Source organism: Chitinasiproducens palmae, from assembly GCF_900095735.1.
In the GTDB taxonomy this organism is placed as follows: domain Bacteria; phylum Pseudomonadota; class Gammaproteobacteria; order Burkholderiales; family Burkholderiaceae; genus Chitinasiproducens; species Chitinasiproducens palmae.
Genome location: NZ_FNLO01000005.1, coordinates 28695 through 46877, shown reverse-complemented (window position 1 = coordinate 46877; position 18183 = coordinate 28695). Strand labels below are relative to the sequence as shown.

General features: G+C 68.9%; 15 protein-coding genes and 1 pseudogene. 4 read left to right on the top strand and 12 right to left on the bottom strand.

Features of this window, described 5'->3' with window-relative positions:
* Positions 1–294: 294 nt before the first annotated feature.
* The 4 genes from BLU54_RS09675 to argS form a co-directional block, all read right to left on the bottom strand.
* Positions 295–1077 (bottom strand): SDR family oxidoreductase, encoded by a 783-nt coding sequence (locus BLU54_RS09675; protein ID WP_091907523.1) that lies wholly within the window; start codon positions 1075–1077, stop codon positions 295–297.
* 25 nt (positions 1078–1102) lie between these two features.
* Complete coding sequence (locus BLU54_RS09670) at positions 1103–1735, bottom strand: thiol:disulfide interchange protein DsbA/DsbL (RefSeq protein ID WP_170845114.1); 633 nt, start codon at positions 1733–1735, stop codon at positions 1103–1105.
* Between the two features lie 93 nt (positions 1736–1828).
* Complete coding sequence (locus tag BLU54_RS09665; RefSeq protein WP_091907519.1) at positions 1829–2611, bottom strand: SPOR domain-containing protein; 783 nt, start codon at positions 2609–2611, stop codon at positions 1829–1831.
* A 71-nt stretch (positions 2612–2682) separates the two neighbouring features.
* On the bottom strand, positions 2683–4440 hold the full coding sequence (gene argS, locus BLU54_RS09660; RefSeq protein WP_091907517.1) for an arginine--tRNA ligase: 1758 nt from the start codon (positions 4438–4440) through the stop codon (positions 2683–2685).
* 476 nt (positions 4441–4916) lie between these two features.
* On the opposite strand from argS, the gene BLU54_RS09655 reads away from it, so the two are divergent.
* Positions 4917–5249: a DUF1840 domain-containing protein gene (locus BLU54_RS09655; protein WP_091907515.1), complete on the top strand. Its 333-nt coding sequence runs from the start codon at positions 4917–4919 to the stop codon at positions 5247–5249.
* Between the two features lie 134 nt (positions 5250–5383).
* Here BLU54_RS09655 and metH read toward each other — a convergent pair whose 3' ends face one another.
* The 4 genes from metH to BLU54_RS09635 all read right to left on the bottom strand — a co-directional run bounded on the left by metH (position 5384) and on the right by BLU54_RS09635 (position 11175).
* Positions 5384–8101 (bottom strand): methionine synthase, encoded by a 2718-nt coding sequence (gene metH / locus BLU54_RS09650; protein ID WP_170845094.1) that lies wholly within the window; start codon positions 8099–8101, stop codon positions 5384–5386.
* Positions 8102–8165: 64 nt separating this feature from the next.
* Positions 8166–9245: a homocysteine S-methyltransferase family protein gene (locus tag BLU54_RS09645; RefSeq protein ID WP_091907513.1), complete on the bottom strand. Its 1080-nt coding sequence runs from the start codon at positions 9243–9245 to the stop codon at positions 8166–8168.
* 204 nt (positions 9246–9449) lie between these two features.
* Positions 9450–9707, bottom strand: a complete 258-nt coding sequence (locus BLU54_RS09640) for a BTH_I0359 family protein (protein ID WP_091907511.1) — start codon at positions 9705–9707, stop codon at positions 9450–9452.
* 181 nt (positions 9708–9888) lie between these two features.
* Positions 9889–11175 carry a DUF3108 domain-containing protein gene (locus BLU54_RS09635; protein ID WP_139169598.1) on the bottom strand — a complete coding sequence of 429 codons (1287 nt, stop codon included), beginning with the start codon at positions 11173–11175 and terminating at the stop codon, positions 9889–9891.
* A gap of 98 nt (positions 11176–11273) precedes the next feature.
* On the opposite strand from BLU54_RS09635, the pseudogene BLU54_RS24610 reads away from it, so the two are divergent.
* Positions 11274–11567: pseudogene (locus BLU54_RS24610) on the top strand (fumarylacetoacetate hydrolase family protein); the annotation flags it as partial.
* A gap of 895 nt (positions 11568–12462) precedes the next feature.
* On the opposite strand, the gene BLU54_RS23975 reads toward BLU54_RS24610, so the two are convergent.
* Positions 12463–13221: a PhaM family polyhydroxyalkanoate granule multifunctional regulatory protein gene (locus BLU54_RS23975; protein WP_211435326.1), complete on the bottom strand. Its 759-nt coding sequence runs from the start codon at positions 13219–13221 to the stop codon at positions 12463–12465.
* A 166-nt stretch (positions 13222–13387) separates the two neighbouring features.
* Positions 13388–14263: an enoyl-CoA hydratase/isomerase family protein gene (locus tag BLU54_RS09620; RefSeq protein ID WP_091907506.1), complete on the bottom strand. Its 876-nt coding sequence runs from the start codon at positions 14261–14263 to the stop codon at positions 13388–13390.
* 375 nt (positions 14264–14638) lie between these two features.
* On the opposite strand from BLU54_RS09620, the gene BLU54_RS09615 reads away from it, so the two are divergent.
* Both BLU54_RS09615 and rfaE2 read left to right on the top strand, forming a co-directional pair.
* Positions 14639–15508: a ferritin family protein gene (locus BLU54_RS09615; RefSeq protein ID WP_091907504.1), complete on the top strand. Its 870-nt coding sequence runs from the start codon at positions 14639–14641 to the stop codon at positions 15506–15508.
* 74 nt (positions 15509–15582) lie between these two features.
* A complete protein-coding gene (gene rfaE2, locus BLU54_RS09610) occupies positions 15583–16092 on the top strand; it encodes a D-glycero-beta-D-manno-heptose 1-phosphate adenylyltransferase (RefSeq protein ID WP_091907502.1) in 510 nt (169 codons plus the stop codon).
* A gap of 163 nt (positions 16093–16255) precedes the next feature.
* On the opposite strand, the gene BLU54_RS09605 is transcribed toward rfaE2, so the two are convergent.
* Positions 16256–17095: a type III pantothenate kinase gene (locus BLU54_RS09605; RefSeq protein ID WP_091907500.1), complete on the bottom strand. Its 840-nt coding sequence runs from the start codon at positions 17093–17095 to the stop codon at positions 16256–16258.
* Positions 17092–18099, bottom strand: coding sequence for a biotin--[acetyl-CoA-carboxylase] ligase (locus tag BLU54_RS09600; RefSeq protein ID WP_091907498.1), 1008 nt, complete (start codon positions 18097–18099; stop codon positions 17092–17094). Before BLU54_RS09600 ends, BLU54_RS09605 begins: the two co-directional genes overlap by 4 nt.
* Between the last annotated feature and the right edge of the window lie 84 nt (positions 18100–18183).

Sequence of the window (18183 nt, the reverse complement as noted above, 5' to 3'; positions counted from 1 at the left end):
TCGTTTCTTATCGATTGCGCCGGCCGCGGCAAGGCGTGCCGGCGCGCCGCCAGCGGCGGACAAACCTCATTCTCGACGAATTTCGCGGGAAATGTGCTGGACGCATGCGCGGCAGGCCAGGCATGGCCACAAATGCGCCCCCGGCACGCAGCGACACGCAGCAACGCGCGCTAGCGCTCGCCAGCCTTCACCAACGGGGCTGGACCGCCGGCGTGCAGCAGACGTGCAGCAGACGTGCAGCAGACGTGCAGCAGACGTGCAGCAGACGTGCAGCAGACGTGCAGCAGGGGTGAGTCAGGCGTCGCGCCCGGACGACGTGGCGGCCTCGCGCGGCTTGCGGGGTGCGCGGGCGAACAGACGATCGTAGAGCCAGCGCGGCAGCACGTGCAGTACGGCTGCCACGATGCGCATCGGCCAGGGAATGACGGTGAAGCGGCGCCGCCGTTCGATGGCGCGCACCGCGCGCGCTGCGAACACGTCCGGGTCGGTCAGGAACGGCATCCGATAGGGGTTGTGCGCGGTCATCGGCGTGCGGATGTAGCCAGGGGCAATCGTCACCACCGCGATCGGACTGTCGTGCAGTTCGACGCGCAGGCTTTCGAGATAGCGCATTGCGGCGGCCTTCGACGCGCTGTAGGCGCCGGCGCCGGGCAGGCCGCGCACCCCCGCGACGCTGGCAATGCCCACCAGCGTGGACGCCTGGCCGGCCCGCCGCAGGCGCGGCAGAAACGGTTCGAAGGTGGCGACCATGGCCAGGTAATTGACCGCCATGACTCGCTCGAACACGGTCAGGTCGGCCTCGCCAGTGACCGAACCGGCGCTGATGCCGGCATTGGCGATGACGACGTCTGGCAGCCCGAAGCGGGCCACGAAATCGTCCGCGGCCCGCGCCAACGCCGCGTGGTCGCACACGTCGAGCGTGTAGCGCGCCACCGTGCAGTCGGGGTGGGCGGCGGCGAATGCATCGAGCAGGTCGCCGCGCCGCGCGACCAGGCCGAGGGTGGCGCCGGCGCGGGCGTAGCGTGTTGCCAGCGCGAGCCCCAGGCCGCTCGACGCACCGGTCAGGAAGACTTTCATGTGGCGAGGCCGGGGCCGCGGCGTCTTACATCTTCTTCGCGCGTACCTGCTCGATCAGGAAATCGAGGGTCTGCAGCGTGCCGTCGAGGCTGTTGGTCATCGCCGGCGACGTCTCGTACTTGCCCTGTACGAACAGGGTCGGCACGCCGTCAACGTGGTAGTCCTGCATCTGCTTGGCGTCGCGCTGCACGTCCGACTGCACGCTGAACGAGTTGTACGCTTCGAGATACTTCTTGCGGTCCACGCCGTTGCGCGACAGGAAGTCGGCCTGTGCTTCCGGCGTCAGCAGGTAGTTCTTCTTGACGTGAATCTCGTTAAAGATCTTCAGCGTCAGCGTCGGCTCGATGCCCATCGCGACGAGCGCGTGATACATCTTGCTGTGCGGCACGAAGTCCGGACGGAAGGCGACCGGGATGCGCTTGAACACGACGTTGCCACCCTGCTTCTTCAGCCATGCCTCGAGCTTCGGCTCGAACTCGAAACAGTGCGGGCAGCCGTACCAGAAAAACTCGGTGATCTCGACTTTGTCGGCGGGCACGGACACCGGCTGCGGCGTGCTCAGTACCGAGTAGTCCTTGCCTTTCACGCCGGCGGCATGGGCCGGCACGGTCAAAGCGAGGCCGGCGGACAGGGCCAGGACGCCGAGGAATTTCTTGATCATAGGACGGTCGGGATAAGAGTAAGAAGGGCGCGTCCGTCGGTGCGGAACCGGACGCTCCGGATCATCGGCGCGCCCGGACCGCTGGACGCGTCACTGCTTGGTAAACCGGATCACCGCGGTGTCGACGCCGGCGTTGGTCAGCGGACGGCGCACCTTGTTCAGATCGTCGAGATTCGAGAACGGTCCGAGCCGCACGCGGTAATACGTCACCGAGCCGCTTTCGCCCTTCGTCACTCGCGCCGAGAAACCTTGCAGTGCGAGATTAGCCCGCTGCTGCTGCGCATCCGCTTCGGTCCGGTACGCACCTGCCTGCAGATAGTAGCCGGTATTGCTGTCACCCGGCTTGGCCGGGGTCGTTGCCGGAGACGTCTGCTGATGCGCTGGCGTCGTCGGGGTCGCGGGCGTTGCCGAGGCCGCCGGCGGCGTGGCCGGACGGGTCGGGCGCGGCTGCGAGGCAGGGCGCGACGGCGTCGCGGTGTCCGGTGCGGCCGACGGCGGCACCACGACCGGCGCCGTATTATCCGTGCGCGGACGGTTGTTTGCGCCCGGCACCTCGACGATTTCCGGCTCATCGAGCAGGCCGGTCGACGGATTGGAGGGCTGGCCCGGCGCAGTGTTCGGCGGCGTCGGCTGGCTCTCGACCGGCCGGCCCGGCGTCTGGCCGGCGAGCGCGCGATTCGGGTCGGTGGTGGTGGCAGGCTGCGACGCTCCGTCGCCGCCTGCCGGCGTGGTGTGCGAGACGAAAGGCGTCGGCGAGCGCGTGATGTACAGCGCCACCACCACCGCGATGGCCAGGCCCACGATCAGGCCCAGGATCACGCCGAGGATGGTGCCGCCGGCTTGCTTCGCGTTTCGTCTTTGCTTCGTTGCCATCAGAAAGTCCCTAGCGTGTAACGGATTGTTGCCGGGTTGTTGCGGGGTTGTTGCAGACGCGACTGCCGGCGTTACATCCGTTGTGGAGCGGACACACCGAGCACCGCCAGACCGTTCGCCAGTACCTGGCGGGTGGCCGCGAGCAGTGCAAGTCGCGCGAGCCGGACGGCTTCCTCGTCGACCAGCACTCGCTCGGCATTGTAGAACGAGTGAAAGTCGCCAGCGAGGTCGCGCAGGTAGAACGCCACCGCATGCGGCGCCAGCTCGTCGGCGGCACGGGCGAGCATCTCCGGGAACTCGGCGAGCCGCTTGATCAGTTGCGTGGCCGGCGCGCTGCCGTCCAGCGCGGCGAGATCGACGCCCGGCAGCGCCGCGACGTCGCCACCCCAGGCACTGAGCACCGAGCAGATCCGCGCATGGGCGTACTGCACGTAATAGACCGGGTTTTCGTCGTTGCGCTTGATCGCGAGGTCGACGTCGAACGTGAACTCGGTATCGGCCTTGCGCGAGATCAGGAAGAAGCGGACCGCGTCCCGGCCGCGCTGCACCTGGTCGGGGGTCGGGTTGCCTTCGAAGGCGCCGCCGCTCCACTCGATCAGGTCGCGCACCGTCACGTAGCTGCCCGCTCGCTTCGAGATCTTCACTTCGCGCCCGTCGCGCTGCACCCGCACCATGCTGTGCAGCACATAGTCGGGATAACCGACCGGGATGCCGACGCCAAGCGCCTGCAAGCCGGCGCGGACCCGCGCGATCGTGCCGTGGTGATCGGTGCCCTGCACGTTGACGACCTTCGCGTAGCCCCGGTCCCACTTGCTCACATGGTAGGCCACGTCAGGCACGAAGTACGTATAGGTGCCGTCCGATTTGCGCATCACGCGGTCCTTGTCGTCACCGTAGTCGGTCGACTTGAGCCAGAGTGCGCCTTCGCTTTCGTAGGTATGGCCGGCTTCGATCAGCGCCTGCACGGTGTTCGCGACGCGGCCGTCGGCGTACAGCGAGGACTCGAGGAAGTAGTGGTCGAAGCGCACGCCGAACGCCTGCAGGTCGATGTCCTGCTCGTGCCGCAGGTAGGCGACCGCGAAGCGGCGGATGGCATCGAGGTCGTCGACCTCGCCGGTCGCGGTGACCGGCTGGCCGTCCTTCGCGGCAACCGTGGCGCGCGCGATGAAGTCGCGCGCGATGTCGGCGATGTATTCGCCGTTGTATGCCGCCTCGGGCCAGTCCGCGTCGCCCGGCTTCAGGCCGCGCGCGCGCGCCTGCACCGAGTGGGCGAGGTTGGCGATCTGCACGCCCGCGTCGTTGTAGTAGAACTCGCGCCACACCTTCCAGCCCTGGCTTTCGAACAGGCTGGCGAACGCATCGCCGAGCGCGGCCTGCCGGCCGTGGCCGACGTGCAGCGGGCCGGTCGGGTTGGCCGACACGAATTCGATCAGCACCTGCCGGCCATTCGGCACGGGCGCGCGGCCGAACGCGGCACCCGCCTCCAGCACGCCGCGCACCACCGATCGCAGTACGAGCGGCGACAGGCGGAGGTTGATGAAGCCGGGCCCGGCCACTTCGGCCGAATCGATCAGGCCGGCTGCGGACGGATGCGCCAGCACCGCCGCGACCAGCCGTTCGGCGAGCGCGCGCGGGTTCTGGCGCAATGCCTTGCCGGCCTGCATCGCGACGTTACAGGCGAAATCGCCGTGGGCCGCCGACTTCGGGCGTTCCAGGACGATGGTCGGCGCGACGAAGGCGGCGGGATCAACGCCTTCGAGCGAGGTGACGACGTGCGCGAGCGAATCGGCGAAGATCGCCTCGATGGTTTTCTTGTCTTCGAACAGCATGGCGATGGGTTAAGGCACCAGCGGGGCACCAGCAGGGCATCAGCGGAGCCCCCGACAGGGGACGGCGCGCCGGCGAATGTGGCAGCGAGCGGCCGCCGCGGACGGCTGCCGCGCCACGTGTGGCGAATGCGAGATTCTATCAGGTGCGCCGGCCGGCAAATCGTCGCCGGCCGCACCGTCGTGCCGGGCGGCGCGGGCCTTGCCGCACGCGGCCAGCCGTGCCAGGGCGCGCGTGGAGGCGCGCCGGCTGGCGTGTATGATGGTTCGACGCCCGTGGTCCCGCCACGCTGCAAACCGGGAAACTTGTCGAGGAATGTTGCCGAGGAATCTTCGGCTGGCCGCGAGCCGGTATCGGTAAGGGCGTCTGGCACGGCGTCTGCATGAAAGCGGCGTCGCGCGCGTGCTGGCCGGGGTGGACGATCCTCGTCGACGCCAGCGCGTGCGCATAAGAACAGTGGAAACAGGAGAAACCCGGAATGTGGATTACCTTCAAGTCGACGGCTGCGGCCGAAATCCGGATGCTCGACGATCTGGCGAAATACCTGCTGGGCATCCTCGGCAAGCATCTCGACGAGCGCGGCACCATTCATCGCACTGAAATGGCCGCGGCGCTCCAGAAACTGGAAGCCGCGATCAGCGTGGACAAGGCCGCGCATGACGATCACGACGCACTCCACCCGCACGGTCATGCGCCGGAGGACCCGGCCACGCACGATATCGAAATCGGACTCGCGCAGCGCGCCTATCCGCTGCTCGACATGATGCGTGCGGCGAAGGCCCAGGATGCCGACATTCTCTGGGGCGTCTGACGCGCTGCCACTTGACCGATCCTGAGCCGCCCCTGAACTGTCCCTGAGCCGACGCACCGGGCGCATCGGCTCAGAATGGCGGGGCGCCGGTGGCAGACACCGCCGCGCTTGGCAAGCTACGGGCTGGCGCGCGGCTACAGCAGCGGCGCCAGCGCGCGGCGCGCGTCGTCGGGACTCAGTCCGCTGCGCGCCGCATAGTCGCGCAACTGATCTTCGCCGATCTTGCCGACGGAGAAGTACGTACTGTCCGGGTGCGCGAGGTAGAAGCCGGAGACGCTCGCCGCCGGCAACATGGCCAGCGACTCGGTGACCGACATGCCGATCTCCTGACAGTCCAGCACTTCGAACATCGGTGCCTTGACCAGGTGGTCCGGACAGGCCGGGTAGCCGGGCGCGGGCCGAATGCCCTGATAGCGTTCAGCGATCAGATCGGCGTTGCCCAGCGTTTCGTCGGACGCATAGCCCCACAGTTCGCGCCGCACGCGCGCATGCAGGCATTCCGCGAAGGCTTCGGCCAGCCGATCGGCCAGCGCCTTGAACATGATCGAGCCGTAGTCGTCGTGTTCGCGCTCGAATTGCCGCTCGCGCGTTTCGACGCCGAGGCCAGCCGTCACCGCGAACAAGCCAATGTAATCGGCCACGCCCGACGCCTTCGGCGCGATGAAGTCCGCCAGCGAACGGTTCGGCCGGCGCACGCCGTCGACCACCGGACGCTCGCTCTGCTGGCGCAGGCCGCGCCAGGTCAGCAAGACCGTTTCGCGCGTCTCGTCGCTATAGATCTCGATGTCGTCGTCGTTCACGGTGTTGGCCGGCAGCAGCGCGATCACGCCGTTCGCCTGCAGCCAGCGGCCGCGTATCAGCTTCCGCAGCATCTCCTGCCCGTCCTCGAACACACGGCGCGCCGACTCGCCAACGATCTCGTCGTCGAGGATCTTCGGGTAGGGGCCGGCGAGGTCCCAGGTCTGGAAGAACGGGCCCCAGTCGATGTAGCGCGCCAGTTCCGCGAGATCGTAATTCTTGAACACGCGGCGGCCGATGAAGCGCGGCTTGGGCGGCGTCACGCGCGCCCAGTCGATCCGGTGCCGGTTCTCGCGCGCCGCCGCCAGCGTCACCATCGGCTGGCTCTTCTTGTTCGCGTGCTGCTCGCGCACGCGTGCGTAGTCGCGCTTCAGCTCGTCCAGGAAGCGCGACGCGCCCTCGTCCGACAGCAGGCTCGATGCCACCGATACCGAACGCGACGCGTCCGGCACGTACACCACCGGGCCTTCGTAGTGCGGGGCGATCTTCACTGCCGTGTGCACGCGCGAGGTGGTGGCGCCGCCGATCAGCAGCGGCGTCTGGCGCTCGCGGAAGTACGGGTCGCGTTGCATCTCCGAAGCCACATACGCCATCTCCTCGAGGCTGGGCGTAATCAGTCCGGACAGGCCGATGATGTCGGCACCTTCCTCCTTCGCCTTGGCGAGGATTTCGGCGGCCGGCACCATCACCCCCATGTTGACCACCTCGAAGTTGTTGCACTGGAGGACCACGGTGACGATGTTCTTGCCGATGTCGTGCACGTCGCCCTTCACGGTCGCGATCACGATCTTGCCCTTGGCCCGCACGTCGCTGCCGGCGGCCGCCATGCGCGCTTTCTCTTCCTCGATGAACGGGATCAGGTGCGCGACCGCCTGCTTCATCACGCGTGCCGATTTCACCACCTGCGGCAGGAACATCTTGCCCGCGCCGAACAGGTCGCCGACCACGTTCATCCCGTCCATCAACGGTCCCTCGATGACCTGGATCGGCCGGCCGCCCGCCGCGGCGATCTCCGCGCGAGCTTCCTCCGTGTCTTCGACGATGAACTGCGTGATGCCATTGACCAGCGCATGCGCCAGGCGCGCCGCCACCGCCTGTTCGCGCCACGCCAGGTTGTCCTCCTTTTTCGCCGCGCCGCCCTTGAAGCGGTCGGCGATCTCCAGCAGGCGCTCGGTGCCGTCGCTGCGGCGATTCAGCACGACGTCCTCGACGCGCTCGCGCAGCGCCGCGTCCAGGTCGGCATAGACCCCGAGCTGGCCGGCATTCACGATGCCCATGTCCATGCCGGCCTGGATCGCGTGATACAGGAACACGGTGTGGATGGCCTCGCGCACCACGTCGTTGCCGCGGAACGAAAACGACACGTTGGAGACCCCGCCGCTGACCTTCGCGTACGGCAGGTTCGTCTTGATCCAGCGGGTCGCCTCGATGAAGTCGACGGCGTAGTTGTTGTGTTCCTCGATGCCGGTTGCCACCGCGAAGATGTTCGGGTCGAAGATGATGTCCTCGGGCGGAAAGCCGAGCTTGGCGACCAGCAGGTCGTAGCTGCGCTTGCAGATCTGCGTCTTGCGCTCGAAGGTGTCGGCCTGGCCCTGTTCGTCGAAGGCCATCACGACCGTCGCCGCGCCGTAGCGCTGGATCAGCCGCGCATGATGCAGGAAGGCGTCCTCGCCTTCCTTCAGCGAGATCGAGTTGACGATCGGCTTGCCCTGCACGCACTTCAGCCCCGCCTCGATCACCTCCCACTTCGACGAGTCGATCATCAACGGCACGCGCGAGATGTCGGGCTCAGAGGCGATCAGATTCAGGAAGCGGACCATCGCCGCCTTTGAATCGAGCATCGCCTCGTCCATGTTGATGTCGATCACCTGCGCGCCGTTCTCGACCTGCTGGCGGGCGACCGCCAGCGCTTCGTCGAACTGGTTGTTCAGGATCATGCGCGCGAACGCCCGCGAGCCCGTCACGTTGGTGCGCTCGCCGACGTTGATGAACAGCGTGTCTTCGCCGACGTTGAAGGGTTCGAGCCCGGAGAGCCGCAGCAGGTGGTCGCTCATGTCGCTTGTCAGGGTGAGGCAGGGGTGCACGGGGACGCGGCCGGCGCATCGGGCCGGCCGCCGTTCATTCTTCGCGGTACTGACCCGGCCACGCGCGCGGTCGGGCCTGCGCAAGCCGCGCGGCGATCGCCGCGATGTGCTCGGGCGTCGTTCCGCAGCAACCGCCGGCGAGGTTGACCAGCCCGGAGTCGGCGAACTCCCCGACGAGTCCGGACGTGACGTCCGGCGTCTCGTCGAAGCCGGTCTCGCTCATCGGATTCGGCAGACCCGCGTTCGGATAGCAGGACACGCCGCAATCGCACAGCTTGGCGAGTTCGGCAATGTAGGGGCGCATCAGCGCCGCGCCAAGCGCGCAGTTCAGCCCGAAGGTGAACGGGCGGGCGTGCCGCAGCGAATTCCAGAAAGCCTCGACCGTCTGGCCCGACAGGATGCGGCCCGAGGCATCGGTGACCGTGCCCGAGATCATGATCGGCAGGCGCTCGCCGGTGTCCTCGAACAGCGCGTCGAGCGCGAACAGCGCCGCCTTCGCATTCAGCGTGTCGAAGATCGTCTCGACCAGGAACACGTCCACGCCGCCGTCGAGCAGGGCCTTGGCCTGGTCGTAGTAGGCGTCGCGCAGCGTGTCGAAATCGACGTTGCGCGCCGCCGGGTCGTTGACGTCCGGCGAAATGCTCGCCGTCTTCGGCGTCGGGCCGATGGCGCCCGCGACGAAGCGCGGTTTGTCGGGGGTGCTGGCGGCGTCGCACGCCTCGCGCGCCAGGCGGGCCGACGCGCGGTTCATGTCGTCGACCAGGTCTTCCATGTGGTAGTCCGCCTGGGCCACCGTCGTCGCACCGAAGGTGTTGGTCTCGATCAGGTCGGCGCCGGCCGCGAGATACTGGTCGTGGATCTCGCGGATGATTTGCGGTTGCGTCAGCGACAGCAGTTCGTTGTTGCCCTTCACGTCGTGCGCAAACGTGGCGAAACGCTCGCCCCGGTAGGCGGCCTCGTCCAGCTTGTAGCGCTGAATCATGGTGCCCATCGCGCCGTCGAGGATCAGGATGCGCTCCCGCATCAGGTCGGGCAGGGCCGCGGCGCGCGTGTATGGACGCAGACCGGGGCGGGGACGGGACGGGGCACTCGGAACGGCGAGCGTTGCAGTCATGACGGATTCGGACGGGCGACGGCGGCGGAGACGAAAGTGTAACGCGCGAGGCGCGGCCGTCGTCGAGCCGGCCCATGCGCGAGGCGGCAGTTTACCGGCGCTGCGCCGCCGACGGCCGGACACCGCGCAGAAAAAAGGCCGACGGACTCGCGCCCGTCGGCCTTCAAGGCAGCCGGCACGCGCCGGCCGCCGCTTTCGATCGCGTCAGTGGAGGATCACCGGGTGCACCATCAGGCTGTCGAATTGCCCGAGAAAATCGTCGATTTCGTCGACCGACGGCTCCTGTTCGATCAGGCGCTGCACGTGTTCGCGAAATTGCTCGGCCAGCGCGCCGTCGATGTAGATTTCGCGCTGGTAGTGCTTGTCCACAATCTCATAACCGCCTGCCTTCAAGGCAGCATGATCGTCCTGAGCCGGGAATTCGACGACGCAGTAGTTCGGGCTGTTATAGATCATTTGCATCTCGATGCTCCTTTCGGACTGTCCCGCTCAAGCGTCGGGTGCGGATGGACAGTATGTTGGGCGGCTCGTTGAAGATTCAAGGGCCTGGCGGTACCCCGCCGCGCGTGCCCGGCCCGTCGGCGGCCTCATGCCGTGCCGTCGAGCCCCGCTGTACGGGAAAACACGCAAGATACGCGCCCGTTCAGCTGCCCCGCATCGGTTCGTCGTCGCCAGCCGGCGCCAAAACCGCATTGGGCGGGCGCCAACGCAGCTCGATCTGCGTGCCGTCCGGCTCCGTTTGCACCAGCCGCACTGGCAGCCATTGCATCGATCCGGCCAGCCAGACGTCGATCCGGCGCGTGTCGCCCTCCCGCCGCGGCGCACGGACCAGATGCAGCGCCGGAATGGCCTGGCCATGCGACATCACGGTCTCTTCGCCGGCCACCACCATGGTCCACGGTTCGCCGCTGTTGCTGTCCAGCACGAAGAAGCGGTGTGCCACACCCGGCCGGTAGCGGGCCGGCGCGCCGTTGATCAGCGCGGCAAGTTGGATCAGCACGCTGAAGCGATCCTGCGCGCCAGCGGGTAACGCAAGCGGCGCCGCGCCTCGGCTGAAGCGCGCTTGTGGCGGTGTCGCCAGACGGTCGAACTGCGTCAGGACCGGGTCGCGCCGCGAGCGTTCCTCGGTATAGCGGTCGGGCGCCAAGCCGTCGGTACCGATGCGCCCCTCGCTGGCGTAGGCGAAGCGGCCGACGAACGGCAATGCGAAGGCCACGCTCAGGCGGTAGCGTTGGCCGTCGAGGTTGGACCAGACGATGGTGCCGGTCTGGTTCGGCATGCCGTTGTAGAACGTGTCGTAGTGCAGTGTCGCCGACGCCGGGGGGCGGAACGGGTCGGCTTCGGCCGCCGGCGCCGAGGCACCGGCCTGTCCGTCGCCGCCGTTTGCATCGCTGCCATTGCCCCGCTTGTACCCGTCGTTGCTGTTGTTGCCGTCGACGGCGGGACTGCCGGACACGCTGGCCGCCGGCGCGTTGGCGGACGCGTCGGCGGCCGGCGGCAACGAAGGTGCCGCAGTCGTCGGCGACGGCGCGATGTCTGGACGCGCTGGCGACGCCGACCGGTGTTCGCGCGATGGCGTGGGCGGCGTGGGCGGTCTTGCGCGGGGGCCGGGCGCGGCCTGCCTGCCGTGGCCCGGCGGCCGCGGCGCCGACGGGGCCGCCACGGTCGGCGCGGCTGCGACCTGCCGGGGCGGGGGCAGCACGTGCACGATCAACGGCGGCGGCGTGCGCACCGGCGGGACGCGGGTCCAGGACATCCGCCAGGCAAGCAGCAGATGTAGCGCGAGCAGCGCAGCCACCAGCACCGCCAGCAGGATCAGCCGGCCCGTAGCGCGGCTCCCGAAACGGGCGCTGACGTCGGCCGCCTCGCGCGGCGGCCGTGGCTTGGACCGCGCACGCCCAGGCAATGCCTCGGGCAATTCCTCAGGCAATTCGTGTCACGCGCTGGCGCGCGGTCGCGCGCAGTGGCGCCGCGATAGAATCCGCCTTCCCGACGCCACGCATGCGTCGCCGTACCCCGCTGCACGACATGAAACTTGCCTCCCTGAAAGACGGTTCGCTCGACGGCCAGCTGGTCGTCGTCTCAGACGACCTTCACACGGCTGCGTTCGCGGATGCCGTCGCGCCAACGCTGCAGCGCGCGCTCGAAGACTGGCATTTCTTCGGTCCGCAGCTCCAGACATTGTACGAAGCGTTGAACCAGGGGCGGGTCCGGCGCGCGTTTGAATTCGATGCGCGCGACTGCCACGCGCCGCTGCCGCGCGCGTATCGCGTGCTTGCCGCCGACTGCTATGCCGATCACGCGCGGGTCCTGGCGGAAGCCGGCGAACCGAGCGGGGGCGCCGAAGCGCGCGCGCCGGCCGGCCGGCGGCGCGCCGCGACGGTGCCAGGCACGAGCGACGATCTGCCCGGCCATGACGAGACGTTGAGTGGCGATTGGCTAGCCGGCGCCCGTGCCGAAATCGTCTGCGATCGTCCGGACGCGTCGCTCGACTGCAGCGCCTACCTGACGGCAGTGTGCGACGCCGTGCCGCGCGGCGCGTCCGCTGCCCGCGCGCTGGCCGCCGTTCGCTTGCTCGGCTTGGCCTGCCGCTACGCCTATCGCGAAGGCCCGGCCGGGCAACGGGACGTGAAGATCGGCTTCTCGCCGGTCTTTGTGTCGCCGGACGAGTTCGGCGCGGCCTGGCTTGACGGACGGCTGCATCGCACGCTGTCGATGTCGATCAATGGCCGCGCGCTGGGCTCGCCGGACTGTGCCGCCGGACTGACGGTCGGCGCCGGGACGCTGCTTGCGGCGCAGGCCCGCCAGCGACCGCTCACGCCCGGCACGGTGTACGCGATGGGGCCGGTCGCCGCCATCGGGCGCAGCCATGCGCTCGGTTCGATCGCAGGCCGGCGCGCGGTCGAAACCATCACGGCCGGCGCGGCGACGACGCCGTTCCTGGTGCCGGGCGATCGCGTGGCCCTTGCGTTCGCCCCGCCCGAACGGAGCATGTCGGACGCGGTTGGTGCCGATGCCCGCGCGGCGCGCGGCGAGCCGGATGCCGCGACCGCCCGCCAGCACGTCTGCGGCCTCATCGAGCATACGATCGTCGAGGCCGAGTCGATCGACTGAGCGAACGGCCTGAACGGCCGCTTCGCGCGATCGTCCCTTGAGCACCCCTGGCACCCCTGGCACGGTGATCGCCAGGCACTGCCGCTACCGCCCGGTCTGCGCGTCAGGGCTTGCGGCGACGGCGCGCCGCCGCGGCGGGATCGTCGCGCTCCGCGGCCTCCGGCGGCACGCCTTCGGTGGCTGGCCCGCCCGCCCCGGCCCCGCCGCTTCCACCAGCCGGCGCGGCAGCCGCATCCGGTCCCGCGCCACTGCCCCCGCCACCTCCGGCCGGCGTCAGCCCGGCGCTGGCCATGCTGGCGATCTGCGAGAACTGGTCGTTCAGCATGCGCCACCAAGTTGCCGCGCCTTCGGTGGCCGCGCTCATGTCCGGCATGCCATGGGCGCTCGCGGCACCGGTGAACGGATTGGTCGTGCCCGCGCCGGCCTGTCCCGCCGAACTGGCCTGTCCGGACGGTGGCGCCTTGGCCTCGCCAGCGGCGCCGGTCGCCGCTGCCCCGAATGGGAAGCCGGCCTGCGCGAAGCCGGCGCCGCTGCCGGCCATCGAGCCGAAGGCCTTCAAGGTGGCAAGCGTGGCGCGTTGCACCTCCAGGGCCTGGGCGGTCGACTGCACCATGCCGAGGTTCAGTTTCAGCCACTGCTCGACGGCACGGACCTCGTTGATCCGCCGGTCCAGATCGTCGATGTTGGTCAGCGGCGCGAGCATGTCGGTCATCATCGACCAGGGTGCCCCGGCGCCCGGCATGCCCATGCCCGTCCCCATGCCGGTGCCCATGGCCGCGCCGAACGGCGTCTGTCGCATCGTCTCCGCGGCGCGGGTGAAGAAATCCCAGCCCGGGATACCGCTCGTGTCATTGGCGCTCATGGTCTGTCCTCCCTATAGGTGTTCTGAAGCCGGTGTTCTCAAGCCTTGATGGCCGGTGCGGGGGCCGCGCTACGGCCGCTGCACTGCCTCGCTGCCGCGCGCCTCCTGGCCGATTAGCGTCGTAGCCTCTTACCACCGGGCATCCGACGCGCGTGCGCGTCTCGTCTCAAGTCTCGCCATCGCGCGCGGCCGGCCGCGCCGAGGCGGGTGCCGCCCCGAACGGCTCGTCGCGCGTGAAGCGCGGCTCGCGCCGTTCTCGCAGCGATGCGACGCCTTCACGCGCGTCCGGGCCCGTGAAGCCAAGCATTTCCAGCGCCAGCGACGCGTCGAAGCTGGGACCGGCCAGCCTCAGCCAGTTGTTCAGCGTGTGTTTGGTCCAGCGTAACGCAGTCTGCGAGCCTTCCGCCAGCCGCTCGGCGATCGCCAGCGCGCGTTCGCGCTCGGTGCCGTCTTCGACCGCGACGGATACGAGGCCGATGCGTTCCGCCTCCGCGCCGTCGATCGGCTCGCACAACAGCAGATGGTATTTGGCCTTCGCCATGCCACACAGCAGCGGCCAGACGATGGCGGCGTGATCGCCGGCCGCGACGCCCAGGCGGGTGTGTCCGTCGACGATCTTCGCGCCGCGTCCAGCCACCGAGATGTCGGCGAGCAAACCGGCGACCAGGCCCGCGCCGACGGCTGGGCCGTGGATCGCGGACACGACGGGCTTCGAGCAATTGATCAGGTTGTAGACCAGTTCGCTCGCCTCGCGCCAGACGCGGGCGCGCGCCTCGAAGGTGTCGATCATCTCCTCCACCAGCGCGAGGTCGCCACCGCCGGAAAAGCCCGGACCCGTGCCGCGCAGCACTGCGGCGCGCACGCTCGGATCGGCATCGATGTCGCGCCACACGTGCGCGAGTTCGCGGTGTCCGTCGCGATCGGTGGTCGGCAGGCCGCTGCGGTTGCGCCCCGGCTGCATCACGATCTCGATCACGCCTTCGGCCGGGCGTTCGAAGGCTAGGCTGCGGTAGGAGGAATAGTCTGGCGCGTCGCTGTGCATGGGCAGGGTTTCCGCTCGAAAGGTCGTCGCCGCAGCATAGCGGCGCGTGCGCGAACCGGCATCGGCGCTAACCCTAGCCGCATCGGCGCGTGCAAGCGTTGGGTTTACCTGACGTTCGGCTTACTTGACGCCGGGCCCCGGGTCATGGTGGACGACCCTCATGCTAATATGCAACGCTTTGCCATAAAAAGCCGTACCACGCGCCATGTCGAGCGCTGGGCGGTAGTCGGCGCGGCATCTGCGCCGACGGCCGGGATGCCCCGTCCCGCATCAGCCCTGCCGTTCCTGCCAGCCCTGGCCAAGGACAAAACGGGTAGGACGACAAGCAGCGCCCTTGCACGGCTCCCGTGGGGCACGATATTTCGGATTTGAAACATGAACGGCATGCTTTTTCCCGAGCTCTACAAGTCGCTCGAATCGGTTCGTTGGGATATGGAGCGCGACATCCCCTGGGACAAGTTCGACGCGTCCAAGCTGTCCGATGAGCAGGCGATCACCGTCAAGATGAACGCGATCACCGAGTGGGCCGCACTGCCCGCCACGGAGATGTTCCTGCGCGACAACCGCGACGACAGCGATTTCTCGGCGTTCATGAGCGTGTGGTTCTTCGAGGAACAGAAACACGCGCTGGTGCTGATGGAGTACCTGCGCCGTTTCGCCCCGCAGCACGTGCCGACCGAGGAAGAACTGCACGCGGTGCGCTTCCCGTTCGACCCGGCGCCGCCGCTGGAAACGCTGATGCTGCACTTCTGTGGCGAGATCCGGCTGAACCATTGGTATCGCTGCGCCGGCGACTGGCACACCGAACCGGTCATCAAGCACATCTACGACACGATCTCGCGTGACGAGGCGCGCCATGGCGGCGCCTACCTGCGCTACATGAAGCGCGCGCTGAGCCGGCACGGCGATGCCGCGCGGGCCGCGTTCGCGAAGATCGGCGTGTTGATGGCGTCGGCGCGCCGTACCGAAAAGCCGCTGCACCCGACCAATCTGCACGTCAACAAGGACCTGTTCCCGAACGACACCGTGCAGTCGCGCCTGCCCGATCCGGAATGGCTGGAGCGCTGGCTCGACGAGCAGATCCGCTTCGATGGGAGCTGGGAAAACAAGGTGGTCGATCGCATCCTCCACAATATGTCCATCCTGTTCGAGCAGAAGTTCGCCACCGCACAGGAACTGAACCGCTACCGCAAGACCGTGACGGCGCGTCTGGCCAGCGAGCAGGACGCTGCGGCGAACGCCTGAGCCAGGCCAGGCTTGGCCACGCCGCGACACTTCGCGCCACGTCGCCACGTCGCGTCATCAACCGAGGCATTGCCATGAGTCAGCCGACGTCTTCCACGCCGACCACGCCACCGGAGTTCGAGCGCAAGCTTCTGTCGCTCGAACATCTGGTCCACGGCCGCGACTCGTTGCCCGGCCCGGTGGTCTTCACCAACGGCGTGTTCGACATCCTGCACCGTGGCCATGTCACCTATCTGGCGCGCGCGCGGGCCTTGGGCGGCTGCCTGATCGTCGGCGTCAACAGCGACGCCTCGGTACGGCAGCTTGGCAAGGGCGACGACCGCCCGATCAATACCGAATCCGACCGCATGGCGTTGCTCGCCGCGCTGCAATCGGTCGACGCCGTGGTGATGTTCGACGAGGCGACGCCGATCGAGATGATCCGCGCGCTGCGGCCGGACATCCTGGTCAAGGGCGGCGACTACGACATGGACAGCCTGCCCGAGTCCGCGCTGGTGCGGGCGACCGGCGGCACCGCGCTGGCCATCCCGTTCGAGCATCAGCGCTCGACCACCGCGCTGCTGACGCGCGTCCGTCAGGGCTGAGCGCCGGCGTCAGCCAGCCATCGTTCCTGCTCACTTTTGAACTAAGCGCTCAGGCACGGCCCTGCCGCACGCCGCCCACAGCCGCCCCAACAGCGGTCCCTACAGCCGCCCATTCAGCCTTACGATCTGCGCGGCCGGTATCCGGCCGCTCCGGCTGCGCCCCTCAGTCGGGCGAAGCACCGATCGCTTCGCGCGCGATCTCGTACAGGCCAGCCAGCACCAGATCGTCATGCCGGGTGTGCGGAATGGTCAGCACGGGTGCAATCTCGTCGGCGGCGCCACCGGCCAGCACGCAGCGCAGCGTCGTCGCCGGATCGGCTTCGCGGCGCGCCCGCCATGCGCGTTCGATCAAACCGGCCTGCGCGGCCCGACATCCTTCCACCATCGCACGGGCGGTCTCGTTTGCGAACGCCTGGCTGGGGTCGGCGCCCAGCGCTTCGGCCGCGGCAGGCGTCAGTGCCGGCAACTGCGCGGTGTGTTCGCCGAGCGAGCGCAGCATCAGCGACCAGCCCGGCGCGATCAGCCCGCCAGTGAAGCGGCCGTCGGCTTCCAGCAACTCCAGCGTGGTGGCGGTGCCGAAGGTGGCGATCAGCAGCGTTTCGCCCGGGAAGGCGGCGCGCGCGCCCAGCAGCGAGGCCCAGCGATCGCTGCCCAGACGGCCAGGTTCGCGATAGCCGTTCCGCACGCCGCCTTGCTGCGCGCACGCGCGTACGCGCTGGACCGGCACAGCAAGCCAGCGGGCGGCGATCACGGCCTGTAGCCGCGCACCAACGGCGTCGCCGGCCACATTCGACAGCCAGGCCGTCGCGGGTGGCGGCAGCGCATCGAACGCCGCCGTTTCCGCCGGCGCGCACGCATGGGACAGGTGGCCGGCTGCCAGCCGTGTACCGTCCGCCGCGGCCAGCAGCCACTTGATGCGGCTGTTGCCGGCGTCGATCAGGAGCGCAGGAAAACCAGATTGCGGCGAGTGCGGTGAGCGTGGACTTGCCTCGCGCGCGTTCATGGCTGCGTACTCAGGCGCAGCGAGAGGTCGCCGCTGCTCACCGGCCGCACGCTGGTGCCATCGTCGATCAACAGGCGTCCAGTCTCGTCGATGCCGGCCGCGATGCCGCCGAGCGTGGGCTGCCCTTGGTCGAACAGCGTCACCGCCTGACCCGCGTAGGCGTGATTGCGCCACCACACGTCCCGGAACGGTGCGAAACCGGCGCGTTCGAACAGCGCGATCGATCTTGCCAGTTCGACGAGCCAGGCCACCAGCACGTCGCCGGCAAAGTCCGGCGTGGCCGCGATCAATTCATCCAGGCTGGCGCGCGACAGGGCCGACCGGGCCGTTAGGGCCGATAGGGCCGACGGGGCAGTCGGCGCGGTCGCGTGCTGCGCATCGGTGGCCGCGCCCGCCGCGCGGTCCGCCACGGCGGGCGGGGTAGCGACGGGCGTCGCGCGCAGGTTGATGCCCACGCCGATCACCAACGCCGCCCGGCCGTGGCGCGCCGCTGCCAGTTCGATCAGGATGCCGGCCAGCTTGCGGCCGTCCAGCAGGACGTCGTTGGGCCACTTCAGCGCAATGCGCTCCGGTGCCGTCAGCGGCAGCGAGCGCAGTGCGGTCACCAGCGCGGCGCCCGCCACCAGGCTGAGACTGCTGAGGCTGCCGACCGGTGCCTCGACGACCATCGCGGTGGAACAAAGCAGGCCATTGCCCGGAGGACTTTGCCAAGGGCGTCCCTGGCGGCCACGGCCCGCGCGCTGCGTGCCGGCGACGAGGCATTCCGGCCGCGGCGCCTGCGCCGGCCGGCTCAGCGGGTCGGCGTCCGCCGCCACGCGGGTGAGGGCGCCGAGCCGCGCCAGCAGGTCGGCGTTGGTCGAACCGGTTTCCGACACGAACGACAACTGCCAGTCGGCGGTCAGCGCGTCGGCGGCCAGACGGGCGCGCGCGCGCGCCAGATCGAAGTGCGCATCGCCCGGCACGTCGTCCGGTGCGGCGCTGGCAGTGGGGGCGGAGGGCAGCATGGCGGCATTGTAGCGGCAAGCCGTGCGCCCAAGCCGGCGTCGCGGCTAGGTGCGGCGGGCTGGGGATCGCTACAATGACCATTC